General features: G+C 54.5%; 20 protein-coding genes, 1 pseudogene and 1 other annotated feature. Of the genes and pseudogenes, 14 read left to right on the forward strand and 7 right to left on the reverse strand.

The genetic code is table 11. The annotated features are described in order from the left end of the window. Positions 1-208: 208 nt before the first annotated feature. A complete protein-coding gene (locus tag WN53_RS11670) occupies positions 209-2,938 on the reverse strand; it encodes a cation-transporting P-type ATPase (protein ID WP_046808061.1) in 2,730 nt (909 codons plus the stop codon). Positions 2,939-3,587: 649 nt separating this feature from the next. Here WN53_RS11670 and sltY point away from each other — a divergent pair. Then, positions 3,588-5,507, forward strand: a complete 1,920-nt coding sequence (gene sltY / locus WN53_RS11675) for a murein transglycosylase (protein WP_024483590.1) — start codon at positions 3,588-3,590, stop codon at positions 5,505-5,507. Between the two features lie 230 nt (positions 5,508-5,737). Continuing rightward, positions 5,738-6,058 carry a trp operon repressor gene (trpR, locus tag WN53_RS11680; protein ID WP_029987425.1) on the forward strand — a complete coding sequence of 107 codons (321 nt, stop codon included), beginning with the start codon at positions 5,738-5,740 and terminating at the stop codon, positions 6,056-6,058. Positions 6,059-6,076: 18 nt separating this feature from the next. Here trpR and yjjX read toward each other — a convergent pair whose 3' ends face one another. Continuing rightward, positions 6,077-6,622: an inosine/xanthosine triphosphatase gene (gene yjjX, locus WN53_RS11685; RefSeq protein ID WP_021179238.1), complete on the reverse strand. Its 546-nt coding sequence runs from the start codon at positions 6,620-6,622 to the stop codon at positions 6,077-6,079. Between the two features lie 128 nt (positions 6,623-6,750). Here yjjX and gpmB point away from each other — a divergent pair, with 128 nt between their 5' ends. Further along, complete coding sequence (gene gpmB, locus WN53_RS11690) at positions 6,751-7,398, forward strand: 2,3-diphosphoglycerate-dependent phosphoglycerate mutase GpmB (protein WP_021179239.1); 648 nt, start codon at positions 6,751-6,753, stop codon at positions 7,396-7,398. Here gpmB and robA read toward each other — a convergent pair. Further along, positions 7,395-8,264 (reverse strand): MDR efflux pump AcrAB transcriptional activator RobA, encoded by an 870-nt coding sequence (robA, locus tag WN53_RS11695; protein ID WP_024483589.1) that lies wholly within the window; start codon positions 8,262-8,264, stop codon positions 7,395-7,397. The two genes, gpmB and robA, sit on opposite strands and share 4 nt — an antisense overlap. Positions 8,265-8,606: 342 nt before the next feature. Between robA and creA the strand changes: the two genes are divergently transcribed. Next, entirely contained in the window at positions 8,607-9,086 is a 480-nt protein-coding gene (creA, locus tag WN53_RS11700; protein WP_021179241.1) for a protein CreA, read from the forward strand. 117 nt (positions 9,087-9,203) lie between these two features. Here the strand turns inward: creA and arcA are convergent, their stop codons facing one another. Then, on the reverse strand, positions 9,204-9,920 hold the full coding sequence (arcA, locus tag WN53_RS11705) for a two-component system response regulator ArcA (protein ID WP_024483588.1): 717 nt from the start codon (positions 9,918-9,920) through the stop codon (positions 9,204-9,206). Positions 9,921-10,028: 108 nt separating this feature from the next. Here arcA and yjjY point away from each other — a divergent pair. From yjjY to thrC, 6 genes and pseudogenes are all read left to right on the forward strand, one after another. Beyond that, a pseudogene (gene yjjY / locus WN53_RS29085) lies at positions 10,029-10,166 on the forward strand (YjjY family protein); the annotation flags it as partial. A 389-nt stretch (positions 10,167-10,555) separates the two neighbouring features. Further along, complete coding sequence (locus WN53_RS11710; protein ID WP_046808062.1) at positions 10,556-11,242, forward strand: tRNA/rRNA methyltransferase; 687 nt, start codon at positions 10,556-10,558, stop codon at positions 11,240-11,242. 213 nt (positions 11,243-11,455) lie between these two features. Beyond that, positions 11,456-11,524 (forward strand): thr operon leader peptide, encoded by a 69-nt coding sequence (gene thrL, locus WN53_RS27255; RefSeq protein ID WP_071998276.1) that lies wholly within the window; start codon positions 11,456-11,458, stop codon positions 11,522-11,524. After that, positions 11,463-11,581 (forward strand) — a sequence feature (Thr leader region). (Overlaps the previous gene by 62 nt.) 25 nt (positions 11,582-11,606) lie before the next feature. After that, positions 11,607-14,066, forward strand: a complete 2,460-nt coding sequence (thrA, locus tag WN53_RS11715) for a bifunctional aspartate kinase/homoserine dehydrogenase I (RefSeq protein ID WP_024483586.1) — start codon at positions 11,607-11,609, stop codon at positions 14,064-14,066. Between the two features lies 1 nt (position 14,067). Next, positions 14,068-14,997 (forward strand): homoserine kinase, encoded by a 930-nt coding sequence (thrB, locus tag WN53_RS11720; RefSeq protein WP_021179245.1) that lies wholly within the window; start codon positions 14,068-14,070, stop codon positions 14,995-14,997. 3 nt (positions 14,998-15,000) lie between these two features. After that, positions 15,001-16,290, forward strand: a complete 1,290-nt coding sequence (gene thrC, locus WN53_RS11725) for a threonine synthase (protein ID WP_024483585.1) — start codon at positions 15,001-15,003, stop codon at positions 16,288-16,290. A gap of 43 nt (positions 16,291-16,333) precedes the next feature. Here the strand turns inward: thrC and yaaA are convergent, their stop codons facing one another. Both yaaA and WN53_RS11735 read right to left on the reverse strand, forming a co-directional pair. Next, the gene (yaaA, locus tag WN53_RS11730) at positions 16,334-17,107 is read right to left on the reverse strand and encodes a peroxide stress protein YaaA (RefSeq protein WP_024483584.1); all 774 of its coding nucleotides are present in this window, start codon (positions 17,105-17,107) and stop codon (positions 16,334-16,336) included. Positions 17,108-17,208: 101 nt separating this feature from the next. Then, positions 17,209-18,642 carry an alanine/glycine:cation symporter family protein gene (locus WN53_RS11735; protein WP_024483583.1) on the reverse strand — a complete coding sequence of 478 codons (1,434 nt, stop codon included), beginning with the start codon at positions 18,640-18,642 and terminating at the stop codon, positions 17,209-17,211. Positions 18,643-19,020: 378 nt separating this feature from the next. Here WN53_RS11735 and tal point away from each other — a divergent pair, with 378 nt between their 5' ends. The 3 genes from tal (at position 19,021) to WN53_RS11750 (ending at position 22,116) form a co-directional block, all read left to right on the forward strand. Continuing rightward, the gene (gene tal / locus WN53_RS11740; RefSeq protein ID WP_024483582.1) at positions 19,021-19,974 is read left to right on the forward strand and encodes a transaldolase; all 954 of its coding nucleotides are present in this window, start codon (positions 19,021-19,023) and stop codon (positions 19,972-19,974) included. 133 nt (positions 19,975-20,107) lie between these two features. Next, on the forward strand, positions 20,108-20,695 hold the full coding sequence (mog, locus tag WN53_RS11745; protein WP_024483581.1) for a molybdopterin adenylyltransferase: 588 nt from the start codon (positions 20,108-20,110) through the stop codon (positions 20,693-20,695). A gap of 128 nt (positions 20,696-20,823) precedes the next feature. Further along, the gene (locus tag WN53_RS11750) at positions 20,824-22,116 is read left to right on the forward strand and encodes an MFS transporter (RefSeq protein WP_037411490.1); all 1,293 of its coding nucleotides are present in this window, start codon (positions 20,824-20,826) and stop codon (positions 22,114-22,116) included. 71 nt (positions 22,117-22,187) lie between these two features. Here WN53_RS11750 and satP read toward each other — a convergent pair whose 3' ends face one another. Beyond that, positions 22,188-22,787 carry an acetate uptake transporter gene (satP, locus tag WN53_RS11755; RefSeq protein WP_024483580.1) on the reverse strand — a complete coding sequence of 200 codons (600 nt, stop codon included), beginning with the start codon at positions 22,785-22,787 and terminating at the stop codon, positions 22,188-22,190. 61 nt (positions 22,788-22,848) lie between these two features. Here satP and WN53_RS28835 point away from each other — a divergent pair, with 61 nt between their 5' ends. Next, positions 22,849-23,019, forward strand: a complete 171-nt coding sequence (locus tag WN53_RS28835) for a hypothetical protein (RefSeq protein WP_161629422.1) — start codon at positions 22,849-22,851, stop codon at positions 23,017-23,019. Positions 23,020-23,026: the final 7 nt, after the last annotated feature.

The raw sequence follows: 23,026 nt of genomic DNA on the forward strand, positions 1-23,026 counted from the left end.
GAAAAGGGTAAAACTTTGCCACGTACAATCAATCGCACTACCCAAAAAGCATAACCTGACCGTCTTGGAGGCGGATTGTATTATAAGAGCCGTTTGTTGTGCGCTTTATGCTCGGTTTTATGAGATTTTTCCTAGGTGTTTTTAACGTTATAAAACGCCCGGCAGATTTTGCCGGGCGTTTTAGCGAAAGTTGCGTTTCCTTACACGCTTATAATAGCGTTTTTCGGCTCGCTTTGATGCGGTTAATCACCCATTTTTCTACTTCTACGATAAGAAATAGCCCAATGGCTATCATCAGCGTCACTCCCCAATAGAACAGCGGCAGCGGCGCGGTGCCAAACAGCGAGTTCATAAACGGCAGATAAATGATGGCCATCTGCAGCAGCAACAGTACGCCACTCACCAACCACAGGCCCTTATTGAGGAACAACTGGCGGTTGAGCGGGAAGCGGTCTGCGGTGCGGCAGTTGAACATGTAAACCCACTGTGCGGTGACCAGGGTTTGCAGTAACACGGTACGGATCAGCTCGCTGCTGTAGCCGCGTGGTGCCATCCAGGCTTCCAGTGCGAAGGCGCTGATAGCGATCAGCACGCCGACGAAGCCAATGCGCCAGATAGCGTGCAGATCCAACACGTTGCTGCCCGGCACCCTCGGTTTACGGTGCATCAGCCCTTTTTCGGCAGGTTCGTAGGCCAGGCCGAAGGACAGGGTGGTGGAGGTGGCCATGTTCATCCACAGGATCTGGATGGGCGTCAGCGGCAGCATGGCACCGGCCAGAATGGCGATAATGATCAGCAGGCCCTGTGCCAGGTTGGTCGGCAGCACGAACAGGATGGTTTTCTTCAGGTTGTCGTAAACGCGGCGGCCTTCTTTTACCGCGCTGGCGATGGTGGCGAAGTTATCGTCGGTCAGCACCATATCGGCGGCTTCTTTAGTGACCTCAGTGCCTTTGATCCCCATGGCGATACCCACGTCGGCCTGTTTCAACGCTGGTGCATCGTTGACGCCGTCGCCGGTCATCCCTACCACGCCGCCTTTATCCTGCAGCGCTTTTACCAGACGCAGCTTATGTTCCGGGCTGGTACGGGCAAAGATATCGTAACGTACGGCGGCTTCTGCCAACGCCTGGTCATCCATATGTTCCAGCTGGGAGCCGGTAATGGAATCCTGGCTATTACCAATACCCAGCATAGCCCCGATGGCCATGGCCGTTTTTTGGTGGTCGCCGGTGATCATCTTCACGCGGATCCCCGCTTGCTGGCATTCGGCGATAGCAGCAACTGCTTCAGGACGCGGTGGGTCCATCACGCCAGCGATGCCGATAAACACCATCTGCTGGCGGATATCGCCATGATCCAGCTCTACTTCGCCGTCTGGCGTGGTTTTACTGGCGGCAGCCACCATACGTAAACCTTGCTCGGCAAAGCGCGACATCTCCGCTTCCCAGTAGCCGCGGCGGAAGGGCTTGATGCCAGAATCGGTCAGTTCGAATTCGCACAGTGAGAACAGCACGTCCGGTGCGCCGGTAAGGAACACCTGATTCTTGCCTGCTACCTGGCTACGTACCGCCATATATTTGTAACTGGAGTCGAACGGGATTTTAGCCAGTTGGCGAGCTTCACCGATCTCCAATCCTGCCTTCATCGCCAGCACTTTCAGTGCGCCTTCCGTCGGGCTGCCTGTGATCGCCCAGCGGCCGCTGTCATCCTGCTTTACCTGGCTGTCGTTACACAGGGTGATCGCGGTAATGAACTGCGCTAACGGTGGGATATCTTGAACTTGCGCTGGTTTGTTACTGTCGGCAAAGAAAATGCCACCAACCGGTTCATAGCTTTCCCCTTCCACACGGTAGGCATGGTCAGCCATGATGACGTTTTTTGCCGTCATTTCGTTCATGGTCAGCGTGCCGGTCTTGTCCGAGCAGATCACCGTCATCGAGCCCAAGGTTTCTACCGTAGGCAGTTTGCGGATAATCGCGCGGTTACGTGCCATCGACTGCACGCCCAGGGACAGGATAATGGAAATGATGGCAGGCAGACCTTCGGGTACTGAGGCCACCGCCAGGCTGATCAGCGCTACCAGCAGCTCACCAAGCGGCATATCCCGCATCGTGAAGGCAAACACGAAAAGCAACACCATCATCACCAGGATCAGGATGAAGATGTTTTTACCCAGGCGATCCATCTGTTGCAGTAACGGGGTACGCTGGGTCTTAACGGTCGAGATCATCTCGCTGATGTGGCCGAGTTCGGTATAGCCGCCAGTTGCGATAACCACGCCCTTGGCATTCCCGGCGCTGATGGTGGTCCCGGAGAACAACAGGTTGGTACGATCGCCAATCATCACTTCATCAGGGATTGCGTCGGTTTGCTTCGAGACCACGGTAGATTCGCCGGTCAAGATGGCTTCTTCAACCTGAAGGTTGTGAGATTCCAATAACCGCAGGTCGGCGGGAATTTTATCGCCAGGGCGCAATAATACGATATCCCCCGGGACCAAATCTTCCGCATTCACGGTGTGGTTAATTCCGTCACGTACCACAATAGCTTGGCTGGAAAGCATATTCTTAATGCCTTTCAGCGATTTCTCTGCGCTGTTTTCCTGCACAAAGCCGATAAGGGCATTGATCACGGCCACGCCGAGAATAACCACCGTATCAATCCAATGCCCCATAATGCCTTTGAGGAAGGCGGCGGCCAGCAGAATATAAATCAGCACATCGTTAAAGTGGGCAATAAAGCGCATAAAGGCGCTTTTGCCTGCCTGCTCCGGCAGGGCGTTGGGGCCAAACTTCTTTAGCCGCTCGGCGGCTTCCTGCTCGCTCAGGCCTTGTTGCTGGCCGTTCAAATGCTGAAGCGTTTGTTCAATATCATATTGATACCAGGCTTTTTCCGGCTTGGGCGGCTCTTGGTATTCAGTGGGGGAATGTTTTGGCATTGAGTGCCTCTCCTTAAAGTCGTTCGAATCTAAGTCCCCATCTGTGTCGGCAGCCCTTTTGCCGGGTTGATATTCCATTGTTTTCTGTCACACAGACGTGAATGGTAATAATTTTCAGTTAGCTGCTGGCCAATTATCTGCCGCGTGATAGTAAATAATCGCAAACTTGAGTTTTTGATCTGAGATAATAAAAACAAAGTAATAGGAATTGTTTTAATCCGTATGGAAATGTTTCTGTATTAATGTCTCTGTAATGTCATTTTTTGTATAGGAAAACGCTCTCCTACATAGAAAACTATAGAACACCGGCGTTATTGTGTGATGAAAAAATTCCCCATAATCCTGTGATTTTTCAAAACATCGTCTTGTTCTTCCGTCTGTCGCGATAGCCTGACAGCGTGGTTTTCATCTCCGTCGATAAACTTGTTATAAAGTAATGAATGGATACGCGTTTTTGCTGTCTATGATTAATACCTGATGCCAGCCCATGGTGGCGGCACGGTTTTGTTCCCGGCGTGGTTTCCCACGGTGGGTGTGAGACACTCGCAGAGCAGGATCCACTGGCCCGTTGGCTGCTGACGCGGCGCGGCAGCGGGGTGGATCGGTTCTGGCAAGCTAACCCAGCGAGGAAAGAGTAAGTATGGTCAAGGTGGACAAATGGCGGTTGTGGGCTGTGGGCCTGTGCCTGACGGCATTTTCTGGTGCAACATTGGCAGACTCTTTGGATGCCGAACGCCAGCGTTATCTGCAAATCAAGCAGGCCTGGGACAGTAAACAGATGGACGTGGTGGCGCAGTTGATGCCAACGCTGCAGGATTACCCCCTGTATCCTTATCTGGAATATCGCCAGTTGACGCAGGATCTCAGCACGGCCAGTGCGGCTCAGGTCCAGCAATTTTTGCGGTTGCATCCTACGTTGCCACCCGCAAAATCGCTCTCTGCCCGTTTTGTGAACGAGCTGGCGAGCCGTCAAGACTGGACTACCTTGCTGGCCTTCAGCCCGCAAGAGCCTAAACCGGTCGCGGCGCGCTGTAATTTCTATTACGCCAAGTGGGCCACCGGCGATCAGCAGGCGGCCTGGGCTGGTGCCGATGATATCTGGATGAGCGGTAAAACCTTGCCAGGCTCCTGCGATAAGCTGTTCAGCGTCTGGCAGGCTGCCGGTAAGCAAACGCCGTTGAACACGCTGGCGCGGATGAAGCTGGCGCTGAAAGAGGGCAACAGCGGCCTGGTGAACTACCTGTACCGCCAACTGCCAAGCGATTATCAGACCATGGGGGATGCGCTGGTACGGTTGCAAAACGATCCCGCCACGTTGGAAGCCTTCGCCCGTAGCGTCGGCCCGACAGATTTTACCCGTTCGGCTACCACCATCGTATTCGCCCGTCTTGCTCGTCAGGACGTAGAAAATGCTCGAGCCATGATCCCAACGCTGGCCCGCCTGCAGAAAATGAGCGAAAGCGAGAAGTTGGCAATGGAGGAAGAGGTGGCCTGGCGGTTGATGGGTAATGATGCCACCTTTGAGCAGACCCAATGGCGCGATCAGGTGATCCTGCGTAGCCAACAGCCAGCCTTGCTTGAGCGCCGTGTGCGTATGGCGCTGGGCGTGGGTGATCGTCAGGGGCTGAAAACCTGGCTGGCACGCCTGCCTGAAGAATCGCGGAACAAGGATGAATGGCGCTTCTGGCGTGCCAGTGTCATGATCGATGAAGGTAAACGCAGCGAAGGGGAAGCGATACTGCGTAGCCTGATGAACGAACGCGGTTTCTACCCGATGGTGGCGGCGCAAAAACTTCAGGTGCCTTATCCGGTGATGGTCGCCGTGGCGGCAAAACCGCGCACCGATCTGGTGAGTGGCCCGGAGATTGCCCGGGTGCGTGAACTGATGTATTGGAATATGGATAATCTGGCGCGCAGCGAGTGGAGCTCATTCGTCGCCAGCCGCAGCCGCCCGGAGCAGGAAGCGCTGGCCCGCTATGCCTTTGAGCAGAAATGGGCCGACCTGAGCGTACAGGCGACCATTGTTGGCAAACTGTGGGATCATCTTGAAGAACGTTTCCCGATGGCCTGGCCACAGGAATTCCGCCGTGCTACCGAAGATAAAGGCATTACGCCGAGCTATGCCATGGCGATAGCCCGCCAGGAGAGCGCCTGGAACCCGAAAGCGCAGTCGCCGGTCGGGGCTGCAGGTTTGATGCAGGTCATGCCGCGCACCGCGAAACATACGGTGGATCTGTTCGGCATCCCAGGCTACAGCAGCCCGAGCCAGCTGTTTGATCCGCAAACCAATATCACCATTGGCACCAGCTATCTGGAGTCGGTGTATCAGCAATTTGGTCGCAACCGCATTCTTGCGTCTGCGGCTTATAACGCTGGCCCATCACGGGTGAATACCTGGTTAGGCAATACCGATGGTCGGGTGGATGCCGTGGCGTTTGTGGAAAGCATTCCGTTCTCGGAAACCCGTTCTTACGTGAAGAACGTGCTGGCCTATGACGCATTTTATCGTTACTTCATGCATCGGCCAGCGAAGGTGCTGACGGATGCCGAGTGGCAAAGACGCTATTGAATTTAATAGAGTCGTTGTTGTTAACATTGACCATCTGAACGGGCGCAGCATGCAGCGCCCCTACCTTGTCGGCCGGTTGTGATTGCTTGTTAACGACATCGGACCTAGGTAGCAATGTTGCTGAATAGTTCGCCGTAGGGGCGCTGCATGCTGCGCCCGTCTAGAGCTATTTTGACGCTTACCCGCGGTATGCTATGCTGCTGTACTAGTTAAATAGTATGGTGGCTGGCATGACGCAATTATCGCTAAACGACCCCGCTCTTTCAGAACAAGGCAATGAAGATTGGCTGCGCTTTGTCGAACTGCTGCAAAGCTCGTTCGATCAGGATTTACACCAACCGTTGATGCAACTGCTGCTGACGCCGGATGAGCGTACTGCGCTGGGCACACGGGTGCGGATTATTCAGGAACTGATGCGTGGCGAAATGAGCCAGCGCGAGCTGAAGAATGAGCTCGGGGCAGGTATCGCAACCATCACCAGAGGGTCAAACAGCCTGAAGATGGCGACGCCAGCGCTGAAACAGTGGCTGGAACAGCAACTACTGGGGTGAAGCCATCACCCCGGTGGCTTATTGCTGCGGCGTATTATTGCTGCTGTGGCTGCGGTAAATCGGATTGTGGAACGGCACCAGTGCCAGCAGCAGCGCCTGATGGTAAACGCTGGTGCGGCTCAGCCGACCGTCAGTAAAGATACCGATCGCTCCCCCCTGACGTTTGACTTCGCTATTGCCGGTGATCAAGGTCATTTCATCGCCTAACTCGCGACCAGCTCGAATACCCTGTAAAATTGATTCTGGCAGCATTAGGCTGGCAGAACGCGATTCGCCACGGGTCGTCGGGTTTTCTACCGTCATCCAGGCGAACGTCATGTTTTCTTCGATCCCGGCTTCGACTCCGACCCAAAAGTCGGCTTCTGGCCGCACCTGCCGCGCTTCCATCACGCGCTGGCGTGCGCCGGTACGGGTTTCGGTATTGCCAATGGGTTGCAGTGAAACTCCGCTGGCGACGTCAACCGATTCTATGCGGCATTGGTCTGCGCCAAAGGTATCTTCAAAAGCCAGTTGAATAGCCCTGATCTTTGCCGGGTTGGTAGTTGCAGCGATAACATGATACATAACGGCTTTAGCTTCCTTTAAAGTGGGGCTGTGTCTTGCCATGATTTTTGATGGCGGCAAGTTATGCGAAGTGCAAGGCACGAGCCACAGATAAACTCAAGTTTCACGCAGTATAACGGAAAAGCATAATGTTACAGGTATACCTCGTTCGCCACGGCGAAACGGAATGGAACGCAGCACGTCGCATTCAGGGCCAATCCGACAGCCCATTAACCGCCACTGGCGTTCACCAGGCTCATCTGGTTGGCAAACGCGTTAGCCGTGAGGGCGTGACGCACGTGATTTCCAGCGATCTGGGCCGCACCCGTCAGACCGCGCAAATCATTGCGGACGCTTGCGGTTGCGACGTTATGGTAGATGCCCGGCTGCGTGAGCTGCATATGGGCGTTCTGGAAGAACGTTTGATCGACAGCCTGACACCGCAGGAAGAGCTGTGGCGTAAACAGATGGTCGATGGTACTGCTGACGGCCGTATCCCTCAAGGTGAATCTATGACGGAGTTGGCCACGCGGATGCATGCGGCGCTGACAGAGTGCCTGAAACTGCCGCAGGGCAGCAAGCCGTTGATTGTCAGCCACGGCATTGCGCTGGGGTGCCTGATCGGGACGGTATTAGGGTTACCGGCCTATGCCGAGCGCCGTCTGCGTTTGCGCAACTGCTCGTTGTCACGCGTCGACTATCAACAAAGCCCGTGGTTGGCTCCGGGCTGGATTGTGGAAAGCGCGGGCGATATCTCGCATCTGGACATGCCCGCATTGGATGAGCTACAGCGCTAACGGCGGATCGGGATCAGATAGTCGCAACGGATCTCGCTGGGTGGCTGAGGCGGACGCCGGTCACCTTGCGGATAGAAGCGCTCAATATCGTGCCCTTTGCGGCGGGTCAGTTCCAATGCTGGCAGGCAAGTGCCGTACAGTATCAGGATAAAGTCCTGCAGGCCGGATGCTGGCCCCTGATAGCTGAACATGGCATATTCACCGCCCTGCAGCGTGATCGGCTGGCCTTCCTGCACCTTGGTCGGAATATGTTGCGCCTCCAGGGCAGTGGTGTACAGCACCTCCTGCTCGTCGTCTTTTTCCTGGCTTGGCCGCGAGTGGTGCAGGCCGTAAAGCACCGGTGGCAGGGTTTCTATCTGCCCCAGGTACTGTTGCCAGAATTGGGTACGCAGCTCGGAGCGGAAGTTGGAGATTTGCTCTAACGTACAGGAGTAGCTCTGCGTCAGGCCGATCAGGTCCAGTTCTGGTAGCGTGACAAACTCTGGATGTGGCAGCGTAAAGGCGCCCAGACGTATTGGCGGGCACATGCCGAAGGCGTTCCAGTCTTCTGAACGGCGATACAGCGCCGGGGTTTGCGCAAACTGTTTTTTGAATGCGCGAGTGAAGGTCTGCTGTGAGTCGAAACGATACTGCAAAGCAATATCCAGAATAGGCCGACTGGTGAGGCGCAATGCGACGGCGGCTTTGGACAATCTTCTTGCCCGAATATAGGCCCCGATGGCGTTCCCAGTGATATCCTTAAACATCCGTTGCAGATGCCATTTAGAGTAACCCGCTTTTGCCGCCACGTTATCCAGTGACAAAGGTTGGTCCAAATGGCTTTCCAGCCAGCTAAGCAGATCACGAATGATACCGGCTTGATCCATAGATCTTCCTCGTAGAGCTTCAGGTTCGGAACTCGAACTGTTTGATTTGTCATGCTGATACCTGATGCCCACTGACTTATTGATCAATCAGTTGCATTACATACGGCGCTTTTGCGATATGCGTTGCGGGAAGCGGGGGAAAACTGGTGTTAACAGGCATTAAGCGATGACGATGCCGCATAATAGCAACTTTTTTCCTCCACGACTCCCAAAGATTTTTTTCGCTCTCTGTGCTAAAAAGAGCTTCCTGGGCCGAGGAAAACCCATTTCTGTGACCTGAAGCATCGGCGTTCTTATTAGCAGCCCTGTGATTTAACACGCTGTTCTATTGGAGTTAAGTGAATGAAAAAAGGATGGATATTTTTGTTCGGTCTGGTTTGCGCAACGGTTAATAGCGCGCAGGCGGAACAGGTAGGATCGGTCGATACGGTATTCAAACTGTTTGGTCCAGATCATAAAATTGTGGTTGAAGCGTTCGACGATCCCGACGTGAAAAATGTAACTTGTTATATCAGCCGTGCTAAAACCGGTGGGATAAAGGGTGGGTTAGGGCTGGCAGAGGATACTTCGGATGCCGCCATTTCTTGCCAGCAGGTTGGGCCGATCGAGCTGAGCGACAAGATTAAAAAGGGCAAGGCGGAGGGAACTGTGGTGTTCCAGAAGCGCACCTCTTTGGTGTTCAAAAAGCTGCAGGTAGTTCGTTTTTATGATGCCAATCGCAATGCGCTGATCTACTTGAGCTATTCCGATCGGGTAGTAGATGGTTCACCGAAAAATGCCCTGAGCGCGGTGCCAATCATCCCTTGGGGTGAAGCCAAATAATTCAGACGGGCGTAGCAGCGCCCCTACTTTGTGAGCCTCACATGGCATCGTGTCGGGTCTCAATAAAAAAGGGTTCAGCAAGCTGAACCCTTTTTAACCTGTGACGTTAAGACAGGCTTATTCTTCCAGATCGCCGCAGAAGCGGTAACCTTCACCATGAATGGTGGCAATGATTTCCGGCGTGTCCGGCGTAGATTCGAAGTGTTTACGAATACGGCGGATGGTCACGTCTACGGTACGGTCATGCGGCTTCAACTCACGGCCAGTCATTTTCTTCAGCAACTCACCACGGGACTGGATCTTGCCCGGGTTTTCACAGAAGTGCAGCATGGCGCGGAATTCGCTGCGTGGCAGTTTGTACTGCTCGCCAGCAGGGCCGATCAGAGAGCGGCTGTTGATGTCCAGCTCCCAACCGTTGAACTTGTAGCTCTCAACCAGTTTGCGCTCTTCGCCGACGCTACCCAGATTCATGGTGCGTGACAGCAGGTTGCGCGCACGGATGGTCAGTTCGCGTGGGTTGAACGGTTTGGTGATATAGTCATCGGCGCCGATTTCCAGGCCGAGGATTTTATCGACTTCATTATCACGACCGGTCAGGAACATCAGCGCGACGCTGGCTTGTTCGCGTAGTTCACGCGCCAGCAGCAGGCCGTTCTTGCCTGGCAGGTTGATATCCATGATAACCAGGTTGATATCATTTTCGGACAGGATGTTGTGCATTTCTGCACCGTCATTGGCTTCATGAACAATGTAGCCTTCCGCCTCGAAAATGCTCTTCAGGGTGTTACGAGTGACTAACTCGTCTTCGACAATCAGAATGTGCGGGGTCTGCATATTTGCTACCTAAAATTGCCAACAAAATAGAAAATAGGAAGTACAGCAGTCTTGGTGTTCTTCCATGGAGGGCAGAGATACCGCTCACGTTCCCTCAATTACCAAACGACTACAGTACGTAAACTCGTTCTTGATGCGCTTTCCATCAATGTCAACAAGATCGCTAGCTGGGTGGGGGGGCTATTTTTTACCACCCCGAATGATGCCAAAACGGCGCATATCCTAACCCTATTAACAGCAATATAACAGTGTGTGCCGAATTCATCACCTAACAAAACTACGCTTTGTTGACATATATCAAATTCAATTGTAGCACGTTAACAGTTTTGTGAAAAACACTTACAGAACTGCCAAGTTAAGTCACAGATCGTCAAATTCTGTGAACGATTCAGCTTTGTTGGGGCTGATGCGTTACAATTGAAAGCTAACTGTTTGGCTTGAAAATATAGTGCTTTGTTTTTAATGAAAATTAAAAGTTAACCTGTAGTTATGATTGTTTCGTCTGCTTTATAGGTTGAAGTGCCTATTTAATAATATTATAGCAAGAGAGCATTTACGATGTTAATCGTTTGTAAATATAATCAGACAAATCCCAACAGTCAAAGAACTATTCTCTTTATTTTTCCGGAGTCTTGATGCAGCTTCATATCGTGTTAGTCGCGCCCGCTCGGGCGGAAAATGTTGGCGCAGCGGCGCGGGCGATTAAAACCATGGGCTTCACCTCGTTGCGCATCGTCGACAGCGAGGCCCATCTGCAGCCCGCCGCCCGCTGGGTCGCCCACGGCGCTGGCGATATTCTGGATGCGGTGCAGACGTTTTCTACCCTCGAACAGGCATTGGCAGATGTGGACTTTACCGTTGCGACCACCGCTCGTAGCCGCGCACGCTTCCATTATTACTGTACCCCTCAGCAACTGACGGAGCAGTTGGCGGAACGCCAGCAATGGGTGCATCAGGCTGCACTGGTGTTTGGCCGTGAAGACTCGGGCCTGACCAATGAAGAGCTGGAGTTGGCCGATCTGCTGACCGGCGTCCCGATGGTGGCCGATTATCCTTCGCTGAACCTCGGCCAGGCGGTGATGGTGTATTGCTATCAACTGGCGCAGTTAATGGCTGTCAGCTCGGTGCAGGAACCTCTGGCCGATGCCGGGCAGCTCAACGCGTTGCGGCAACGGGCAGATCGTCTGTTACAGGCGTTGGACGTGGCGGATGACCAAAAATTGCGCGATTGGTTACACCAGCGGCTTGGGGTCTTGCAACAGCGCGATACCGTCATGCTGCACCGGTTGCTGCATGATATTGAAAAAAAACTGACGAAGTGATGTAGGCGTTTTCTGTTGTTTGGCTGGTGTTATTCACTGTTTGATCGGCTTTCTTATGATTTTTTGTTCTGCAATTCTGTTTTTTTATCGGCTTCATCGCGCAGATCCCACTGTGGCCAGTAAATAGGCAAAACAAAGAAATAATTTGACTTGGCCAGACGATTGCTTTAACCAATAGAGGGGACAGAGATTCTAATGAGACAGACAGACAAAATGCGAAACATCAGCCTGAATACGACAATTATTACCACCACCGATACCACAGGTAACGGGGCGGGCTGACGCGTACAGGAAACAGAAGAAAAAAGCCCGCACCTAACCAGTGCGGGCTTTTTTTTCGGCATAAATTCAGGAGATAACAGAAATGCGAGTGCTTAAATTTGGTGGAACCTCGGTAGCGAATGCGGAACGTTTTCTGCGCGTTGCCGATATCGTGGAGAACAATGCACGCCAGGGACAGGTAGCCACGGTATTGTCCGCACCGGCCAAGATCACCAATCACCTGGTGGCGATGATTGAAAAAACGGTAGCCGGCCAGGATATTCTGCCAACCATGAGCGACGCCGAGCGCATCTTTGCCGACCTGCTCAGCGGTTTGGCCAAGGAGCTGCCGGGCTTTGAGTACGATCGCCTGAAGGCACTGGTCGAGCAGGAGTTCGCGCAGCTCAAACAGGTACTGCATGGCGTGGCGTTGTTGGGGCAATGCCCGGATAGCGTCAATGCGGCCATCATCTGCCGGGGTGAAAAGCTCTCTATTGCCATCATGGAAGGCGTCTTCAAAGCCAAGGGCTACCCGGTGACGGTGATTAACCCGGTAGAGAAGCTGCTGGCTCAGGGCCACTATCTGGAGTCGACCGTAGATATTGCCGAGTCCACTCTGCGTATCGCTGCAGCGGCCATTCCTTCTGACCATATCGTCCTGATGGCGGGCTTTACTGCCGGTAACGACAAAGGCGAACTGGTCGTGCTGGGGCGCAACGGCTCCGATTATTCCGCCGCCGTGTTGGCCGCTTGCCTGCGTGCCGACTGCTGCGAGATCTGGACCGATGTGGACGGGGTTTATACCTGCGACCCGCGTACCGTGCCGGATGCCCGATTATTGAAGTCGATGTCCTACCGCGAGGCGATGGAGCTCTCTTACTTCGGCGCCAAAGTTCTCCACCCGCGTACCATCACCCCGATTGCCCAGTTCCAAATCCCTTGCCTGATTAAAAACACCGCCAACCCACAAGCTCCCGGCACCTTGATCGGTGGCGAAAGCGTGGCTGATGATACGCCGGTAAAAGGCATCACCAATCTGAACAATATGGCGATGATCAACGTGTCCGGCCCAGGTATGAAAGGCATGGTTGGCATGGCGGCACGTGTGTTTGCCGTGATGTCACGCGCCGGGATCTCGGTGGTATTGATCACCCAGTCCTCTTCCGAATACAGCATCAGCTTCTGTGTGCCGCAGAGCGAGCTGCAACGCGCTCGTCGCGCCCTGGAAGACGAATTCTACCTGGAGCTGAAAGACGGCGTGCTGGAGCCGCTGGACGTGATGGAGCGCCTGGCAATCATCTCGGTCGTCGGCGACGGTATGCGCACCCTGCGTGGCATCTCTGCGCGTTTCTTCTCTGCTCTGGCGCGCGCCAACATCAATATCGTGGCGATCGCTCAAGGCTCTTCCGAGCGTTCAATCTCCGTGGTGGTCGATAATGATTCCGCCACCACTGGCGTGCGCGTCAGCCATCAGATGCTGTTCAACACCGATCAGGTGATCGAAGTGTTTGTGATTGGCGTGGGTGGCGTCGGCGGGGCGCTGATCGAGCAGGTTTATCGTCAGCAGCCTTGGCTGAAGCAAAAACACATCGATCTGCGCATCTGTGGCATTGCCAACTCAAGGGCGATGTTGACCAACGTGCACGGCATCTCGCTGGAAAGCTGGAGGGACGAACTGGCCGAAGCCAAAGAGCCTTTCAATCTGGGCCGCCTGATCCGCCTGGTAAAAGAGTGCCACCTGCTCAATCCGGTGATTGTCGACTGTACCTCCAGCCAGGCGGTGGCCGATCAGTATGCCGATTTCCTGGCCGATGGTTTCCACGTGGTAACGCCAAACAAGAAGGCCAACACCTCGTCGATGAATTATTACCAGCAACTGCGCACCGCCGCAGCCGGTTCTCGCCGCAAATTCCTGTATGACACCAACGTGGGTGCGGGCCTGCCGGTGATCGAAAACCTGCAGAACCTGCTCAATGCGGGCGATGAGTTGGTGCGCTTCACCGGTATCCTGTCGGGGTCACTGTCCTTTATCTTCGGTAAACTGGATGAGGGGATGTCGCTGTCGGAGGCCACCTTGCAGGCCAAGGCCCTCGGTTACACCGAGCCAGATCCGCGTGATGATCTCTCGGGGATGGATGTCGCTCGCAAGCTGTTGATCCTGGCGCGTGAAGCGGGCTATGCGCTCGAACTGAGCGATATTGAAGTCGAATCGGTGTTACCACCGTCGTTCGATGCCAGCGGTGATGTGGAGAACTTTATTGCCCGCCTGCCGGAGTTGGATGCCGAATTTAACCGCCGTGTGGCCGCTGCTGCCGCGGAAGGTAAGGTGCTGCGCTATGTGGGGGCTATCGAAGAAGGCCGCTGCCTGGTACGTATTGATGCGGTAGATGGCAACGATCCGTTGTATAAAGTGAAGAACGGTGAGAACGCCCTGGCCTTCTACAGCCGTTACTATCAGCCATTGCCGCTGGTGCTGCGCGGTTATGGTGCCGGTAATGATGTGACGGCGGCCGGGGTATTTGCCGATCTGTTGCGCACACTGTCATGGAAGTTGGGAGTCTAATATGGTTAAGGTGTATGCACCGGCCTCAATTGGTAACGTCAGCGTCGGGTTCGATGTGCTGGGAGCTGCGGTTTCCCCTATCGACGGCACGCTGCTGGGGGATTGCGTCAGCGTAGAAGCGGCCAGCCGCTTCAGCCTGGAGAATGGTGGGCGTTTTGTCAGCAAGCTGCCGAGCGATCCAAAAGAGAACATTGTTTACCAGTGCTGGGAGCGTTTCTGCCAGGCGATTGGCCGTGAAGTGCCGGTAGCGATGCGGCTGGAGAAGAACATGCCGATCGGTTCCGGGCTAGGCTCCAGCGCTTGCTCGGTGGTGGCCGGTCTGATGGCGATGAACGAATTTTGCGATCGCCCGCTCAACGAGACGCAACTGCTGGCCCTGATGGGCGAGCTGGAAGGGCGTATTTCCGGCAGCGTGCATTACGATAACGTTGCGCCGTGCTATCTGGGCGGCTTGCAGCTGATGCTGGAAGAAGAAGGGATCATCAGCCAGGAAGTGCCTGGCTTTAAAGACTGGCTGTGGGTGATGGCCTATCCGGGCATCAAAGTGTCCACCGCTGAGGCGCGTGCCATTCTGCCCGCGCAATACCGCCGCCAGGACTGTATCAGCCATGGCCGCTATCTGGCGGGCTTTATTCACGCTTGCCACACTCAGCAACCGCGTCTGGCGGCCAAGCTGATGCAGGATGTGATTGCCGAGCCTTATCGCACCCGCCTGTTGCCAGGTTTTGCCGAAGCGCGTAAAGCCTCACAGGATATCGGTGCCTTGGCTTGCGGCATTTCCGGCTCCGGCCCGACGCTGTTTGCGGTCTGTGATGACGGCGCAACGGCGCAACGCATGGCTGATTGGCTGACCAACCATTACCTGCAAAACGACGAAGGTTTTGTTCATATTTGCCGCCTGGATACCGCTGGCGCTCGACTATTGGGATAACGCATGAAACTGTACAATCTGAAAGATCATAACGAACAGGTCAGCTTCGCGCAGGCTATCAAACAGGGCCTGGGTAAGCAGCAAGGGCTGTTTTTCCCGCTGGAACTGCCAGAATTCGAACTGACAGAGATTGATAAGCTGCTGGAGATGGACTTTGTCACTCGTAGCAGCAAGATCCTGTCCGCTTTTATTGGCGACGAGATCGGCGAAGAGGCGCTGTACAAGCGAGTGAAGGCCGCGTTTGAGTTCCCGGCCCCGGTGGCGCAGGTGGAGAGCGATGTAGCCTGCCTGGAGCTGTTCCACGGCCCGACGCTGGCGTTCAAAGACTTCGGCGGCCGCTTTATGGCGCAGATGCTGGCGGAAGTCGCGGGCGACCAGCCAGTAACCATCTTGACTGCAACCTCCGGTGATACCGGCGCTGCCGTTGCTCATGCCTTCTACGGCCTGAAAAACGTGCGCGTGGTGATCCTCTATCCACAGGGTAAGATCAGTTCGCTGCAGGAAAAGCTGTTCTGCACGTTGGGTGGCAACATCCACACCATCGCTATCGATGGCGACTTTGACGCCTGCCAGGCGTTGGTCAAGCAGGCGTTTGACGATCAGGAGCTGAAAGAGGCGGTACACCTTAACTCAGCCAACTCGATCAATATCAGCCGCCTGCTGGCGCAAATCTGCTACTACTTTGAAGCGGTGGCGCAACTGCCGCAGGAAGCCCGCAATCAGTTGGTGGTTTCCGTGCCAAGCGGCAACTTTGGCGATTTGACCGCCGGGTTGCTGGCGAAATCCCTGGGGCTGCCGGTGAAACGCTTTATTGCCGCCACCAACGCTAACGACACCGTGCCACGCTTCCTGACTACTGGCCAATGGGAACCAAACACCACTGTGGCGACGTTATCCAACGCGATGGACGTCAGCCAGCCGAATAACTGGCCGCGTGTGGAAGAGTTGTTCCGCCGTAAAATCTGGCAGTTGAAGGAGTTGGCTCATGGCGCGGTGAGTGATGAAACCACCAAGGAAACCATGAAAGAGTTGGCTGCTTTGGGCTACCTTTCAGAGCCTCATGCGGCGATCGCCTACCGCGTTCTGCGCGATCAACTGCAAGCAGGGGAGTTTGGCCTGTTCCTGGGCACGGCACATCCGGCCAAGTTCAAGGAAAGCGTCGAAGAGATCCTCGGCCAGGAGTTACCGCTGCCACAGGCCTTGGCGGTGCGTGCACAGTTGCCGCTGTTGTCGCATAACATGGCAGCGGACTTTGCCGCGCTGCGTCAATTCATGATGACGTTGCCAGTCTGACAAAACCCGTTCCCTCTCCTTGTCGGGAGAGGGAACGGATTTCTCACTGCTCTGGGCGTTTGAATACCAGCTCATTACCCGCCGAAGCCGCCTCATCGAAGGCATACCCTTCCAGATTGAAATCAACCAGTTGTTCTCTGCGCTCCAAGCGATTCTTGATGATAAAGCGGCTCATCAGCCCACGCGCTTTCTTGGCGTAGAAACTGATGACTTTGTACTTGCCGTTTTTCTCGTCCAGGAATACCGGTTTGATCAGTGAACCGTGCAGCTTGGCCGGTTTTACCGATTTGAAGTATTCATCCGAAGCCAGGTTCACCACCACATCATCGCCTTGCTGCTCCAGGGCCTGATTCAGTTTTGCGGTGATCCGATCGCCCCAGAAGCTGTACAAGTCTTTGCCCTTCGGGTTCTCCAGCTTGATCCCCATCTCCAGCCGGTAAGGCATCATCAGGTCCAGCGGGCGCAGCACCCCGTACAGACCAGAGAGCATCCGCAGATGCTGCTGTGCGAAGTCGAAATCCTCTTCGCTGAAGTCTTGCGCCTGTAAGCCGGTATAAACGTCGCCTTTAAACGCCAACAGCGCCTGACGAGCATTGTCCGGGGTGAAGTCAGGCTGCCATTCGCCAAAGCGTGCGGCATTCAGGCCCGCGAGCTTATCGCTGATGCTCATCAGGCCGGAAATTTGCGCCGGGGTCAGCTTACGGCAGATTTTGATCAGCTTTTGCGACTGATCCAACAATTCGGGCTGGGTAAAGCGTTCGGTGGCTAACGGGCTTGCATAATCCAGGGTTTTGGCAGGTGAAATAATAATAAGCATGGTCACATCCTGTTTATCAACATGTGGCTACTGTAGCAAAAAGCGCGCAAGACCAGGAGGTATGGCTGTGATAGGGCGCACTTTACGCACGCCCTGGAGGTTTAACGCTGCCTGCTCGGCTTCCAGATCCCCGGTTCGAGTTGCGATCCCAGCTCCGGGTAGTGGTTGATGTCAAAGGTGGGCAGCTTGCCGAGTGAACGTTGGTGGTTGTAATCCTTGGCCAATTTGAAGGCCACGTCGGACAGTAACAAGATAGCGGTCAGATTGGTGATCGCCATCAGCGCCATCGAGATATCCGCCATTTTCCACACCGTGGATAATTCTGCCATTGAGCCAAACATCACCATACCCAAGGCAAAGCAGCGAAAAATCGTCAGTTTGGTCGGATGGTGGTGCTTGAGGAAGATCAGGTTGTTCTCGGCATAGGCATAATTGGCAATGATAGAGGTAAAGGCAAACAGGAATACGGCAATCGCGACAAAGGGCGCGCCCCAGGAACCGACGGCGCTGGCCATGGCCCGCTGGGTCAGATCGATGCCGCTGATGTCGGATGGGGGGCTATCCAGTGCACCAGAGGCCAAGATTATCGCCGCCGTTGCGCTACAGATGACGATGGTATCGACAAATGCGCCAAGCATCTGCACATAGCCCTGCGAGGCAGGGTGTGGCGGATAAGGGGTAGCGGAAGCTGCCACGTTGGGGGCCGACCCCATCCCGCCTTCGTTAGAAAATAGCCCGCGTTGTATACCCTGAGTCATGGCCTGCGAGATCCCGTAACCCAGGGTACCGGCAGCGACTTCCTGCAGGCCAAAAGCGCTTTTGAAGATCAACGCCAGGATAGCTGGCATATGCTCGATATTCAGGCCGATGATCCACAGCGCCAGTAGCAGGTAAGCCAAGGCCATAAACGGCACGATTTTTTCTGCGACGCGGGCGATGGAACGGATACCGCCGAAGATCACCATGGCGCTCAGCACCACCAACACTATGCCGACGTACATGGGGTCGATGTTGAAGGCCACCGAGCTGGCCAGGGCGATGGAGTTGGCCTGTACCGCATTGAACACCAGGCCGAAAGCGATCAGCAGGAAAATGGAGAACATCACACCCATCCAGCGCATGCCCAACCCTTTTTCCATATAGTAAGCAGGGCCGCCACGGTAGTGGCCGTTATCGTCTTTGGTTTTGTAGAGCTGCGCCAGGGTGCTCTCAATGAAAGAGGTCGCCATGCCGATAAACGCGATCACCCACATCCAGAAGATGGCGCCGGGGCCGCCAGCCGTAAGCGCTATCGCCACGCCGGTAAGGTTGTTGGTGCCGACACGAGCGGCTAGAGAAGTACATAGTGCCTGGAAGGATGAAATACCCACACCGTCGCTTTTGGTGCTGTTCTTCAGCACGGAAAACATATGGTTGAAGTGACGAATTTGAATAAAGCGGGTACGTAAGGTGAAGTAGATGCCGGCACCCAACAGCAAATAGATCAGTACTGAACTCCACAGGATGTTATTGATAAAGTTAATCAGATCCGTCACGTGTTTCTCCTTGTTAAGATTACTGCTCCTCAGGGTCTTCGACCTTGGTTCGGAAAACTTGAGTCAGTTCTCGACAAGAACTTGGCTAAAATCATCCCATTGACGGGAATTACAGCCTTCTTTTGGGGTTTTCGGTGAATAAAACAGCTGGCGGGAATTTAACATAATTTCCAGGCGGGATAGCGCGTTAATGCCGTGGCATTGCTTCGGTAATTGCGAATTATCGGTGCGTAACCGGTTGCTCGTGCAAGGATAAAACAACCGCCGCCAGCGCGTGATTTTCCTGCCTTGCGCCGGGCTGCGTGCATGTTATTATCAGGACAAGGCATGGTTGAACGATGCCAAAAGTTCATGCACAAACGATGAGATAATGCCAACATGACCGATAAATTAACGTCCCTACGCCAGCTGACTACGGTAGTTGCGGATACGGGTGATATCGCTGCAATGAAGCTATATCAACCGCAAGATGCCACCACCAACCCTTCGCTGATCCTCAACGCAGCGCAAATTCCTGAATACCGTAAACTGATCGATGAAGCCATTGCCTGGGCGCGCGAGCAGAGCAGCGATCGCGATCAGCAGGTTGCCGATGCCGCAGACAAGCTGGCCGTCAACATTGGTCTGGAGATCCTGAAACTGGTCCCGGGCCGCATTTCCACCGAAGTGGACGCGCGTCTGTCTTATGATACCGAAGCCAGCGTTGCCAAAGCCAAGCGCCTGATCAAACTGTATAACGAAGCGGGCATCAGCAACGATCGCATCCTGATCAAGCTGGCCTCCACCTGGCAGGGTATCCGTGCTGCCGAGCGTCTGGAAAAAGAAGGCATCAACTGTAACCTGACGTTGCTGTTCTCCTTCGCTCAGGCACGTGCCTGCGCCGAAGCTGGCGTGTACCTGATCTCGCCGTTCGTTGGCCGTATCCTTGACTGGTACAAAGCCAATGGCGACAAGAAAGAGTTTGCCCCGCACGAAGATCCGGGCGTGGTTTCGGTGTCCGAAATTTATCAGTACTACAAGCAGCACGGCTATGAAACCGTGGTGATGGGCGCCAGCTTCCGTAACGTCGGTGAAATCATCGAACTGGCGGGCTGCGATCGTCTGACCATCGCACCTGCACTGCTGAAAGAGCTGGCAGAGAGCGAAGGCGCACTGGAGCGTAAACTGTCTTATACCGGCGAAGTGAAAGCGCGTCCGGCACCGCTGACCGAGCCTGAGTTCTACTGGCAGCACAACCAGGATCCAATGGCGGTTGAGAAACTGACCGACGGTATCCGCAAGTTTGCCGTAGACCAGGGCAAGCTGGAAAAAATGATCGCCGACTTGCTGTAATTACGAAAAGTCGTGCAGAAGGTGGCCTCGGCCACCTTTTTTTATATCTGAATATCCACCTCATCGGACAAACCCCCTATACTCCCGTCATTAATCTCCCTTCGGTAACCGGGGCAAAAGACAGAGGTAAAACATGGATACATTACGCATTGGTTTGGTTTCTATTTCGGACCGCGCTTCAGGGGGCGTTTATCAGGATAAAGGGATCCCGGCGCTGGAAGAGTGGTTGGGCAGCGCTTTGGCGACGCCGTTCACCCTGGAGACCCGACTGATCCCAGACGAGCAGACGTTGATTGAGCATACGTTGTGTGAGCTGGTTGATGAAATGGGCTGCCATCTGGTGCTGACTACCGGCGGTACCGGCCCGTCCCGGCGTGACGTCACTCCCGATGCCACGTTGGCGATTGCCGATCGCGTGATGCCTGGTTTTGGCGAGCAAATGCGCCAAATCAGCCTACACTATGTGCCAACGGCAATTCTTTCACGCCAGGTTGGGGCGATCCGTAAACAGGCGTTGATCATCAACCTGCCGGGGCAACCCAAATCGATTAAAGAAACGCTGGAAGGGGTGAAGGACGAGGCAGGCAAGGTGGTGGTGCACGGTATTTTTGCCAGCGTGCCTTATTGCATCCAACTGCTCGAAGGCCCTTATGTAGAGACCCACGAGGCCGTGGTAGCAGCATTTCGTCCCAAGAATGCGCGGCGCGAGATAAATCTCTAAATTTCAGCAATCTGCGGGATAACCTTCAGCGCATCTGGTGTGAAAGTATTTTGCCGTTATAGTAAGAAACTTTTTACAGTTAGCCATTATGCTTTCTGTGTCTTTCCTGTTTTCTCTAACGGTATCTTATGCATCACGATAATAATCGTCGGCTCAACCGGCAAGATTATAAGACTCTGACGTTGGCTGCCCTGGGCGGTGCGTTGGAGTTTTATGACTTCATCATTTTTGTTTTCTTTGCCGCGGTAATGGGCGATCTGTTCTTCCCGGCGGATATGCCTGAGTGGCTGCGCCAGGTGCAGACCTTCGGTATCTTTGCGGCGGGCTATCTGGCTCGGCCGCTGGGCGGCATTATCATGGCGCACTTCGGCGATCTGGTGGGCCGTAAAAAGATGTTCAGCCTGAGCATCCTGCTGATGGCGTTACCGACGCTGGCGATGGGGATGCTGCCCACCTACGCCAGTATCGGCATCGCCGCACCGTTGCTGCTGCTGTTGATGCGGGTTCTGCAAGGCGCGGCGATCGGTGGTGAAGTCCCTGGTGCCTGGGTATTTGTGGCGGAGCATGTGCCGCGCAAACGCGTTGGTTTTGCCTGTGGCACGCTCACTGCTGGCCTGACAGCCGGTATCCTGCTCGGCTCGCTGGTGGCCACCATTATCAATACCACGCTCAGCCAACAGGCCATTCATGACGGTGGCTGGCGTATTCCGTTCTTCCTGGGCGGCATCTTTGGCCTGTTTGCCATGTATCTGCGCCGCTGGTTGCAGGAAACCCCAATCTTCATCGAGATGCAGGCGCGTAAGGCGCTGGCAGAAGAGCTGCCGCTGAAATCGGTGGTGATGAATCACCGCAAAGAGATCGCGGTCTCGATGCTGCTGACCTGGCTGTTGTCGGCAGGTATTGTGGTGGTGATCCTGATGACGCCAACCTACCTGCAAAAACAGTTTGCCATAGCCCCGGCGTTGTCACTGCAGGCCAACAGCATCGCGATCATCATGCTGTTTGCTGGCTGCATCGTCTCTGGTTCGGCGGCGGACCGCTTTGGCGCCAGCAAAACCTTTATCGTCGGCAGTGTGTTGTTGGCAGGGTGCAGTTGGCTGTTCTATCAGTCGGTGACAACACATCCAGAAATGCTGTTCGCCACCTACGCGCTGGTTGGCTTCAGTGTGGGGATCGTCGGTGCGGTGCCTTACGTGCTGGTGCGGGCCTTCCCGGCGGAAGTGCGATTTAGCGGGATTTCGTTCTCCTACAACGTGGCATACGCGATTTTTGGGGGTTTAACCCCGGTATTTGTCACGCTGATCATGAAGTTAACCCCGTTAGCGCCCGCTTACTATATGCTGGCGTTATCGACGCTCGGCCTGCTGCTGGGGATCTACCTGCGTCGCGACCTGAACAGTGAAAAACCGCTCTTGAACTAAGCGATTTTCGCCCAATAAAAAACCCTGCGATTAAACACCGCAGGGTTTTTTTATATCACGTTAGTACGGATTTATGCAGTAACGGCAGCTGGTGTTGCCTGCTGAGCTTCCACCGGGCCGATTGGCAGTACGGTGCGGCCCAACTGTTCGTTGATCACCTCAGCCATCGCCAGATAGATTGCGCTGGCGCCACAGATGATGCCTTCGTAACCGGCGAACGTCAGGATCGCGTGGTTACCGGTGATGTTGCCGACGGCCAGCAGTGCGAACAGCACGGTCAGGCTGGCAAACACGAACTGCAACCCACGGTTGGTGTGCAGCGTGCCGAAGAACATGAACAGGGTGAAGACGCCCCACAGTGCAAGGTAGATGCCGAGGACGTTCGCGTCGGTCGGTTCTGCCAGGCCCATGCGTGGCAGCAGCAGGATGCCTACCAGGCTCAGCCAGAAGCAGCCGTAAGAGGTGAAGGCGGTCAAGCCGAAGGTGTTGCCTTTCTTGAACTCAAGAATACCGGCAAAAATCTGAGCCATGCCACCGAAGAAAATCCCCATACTGATGATGACGGAAGTCAGTGGGAAAAAGCCCGCGTTGTGCAGGTTCAGCAAGACGGTAGTCATCCCGAAGCCCATCAGACCCAGGGGGCCGGGATTTGCCAACTTGTTGGAGTGCATATGTCCTCTGCGATAACAGAATTGTAACGAAAATGGATAGGTAATTTAATAAATGGTCTGAATGGCCGAAAAACCCATAACTTCCATCAGAGCGCGCGGCATCATAATGATCCCCACGTCAGGAAACAATGATCTTGCTGCGGATAAAAACGAAATTTTTTTTGCCCTGCCCCTTGATGCTGGTGTGGATGGCCCCATCTTATTGGCAACCGCAGTTGCTGACCGCGGGTAACACTGAG

The organism is Serratia fonticola (genome assembly GCF_001006005.1).
Classification (GTDB): Bacteria; Pseudomonadota; Gammaproteobacteria; order Enterobacterales; family Enterobacteriaceae; genus Chania; species Chania fonticola.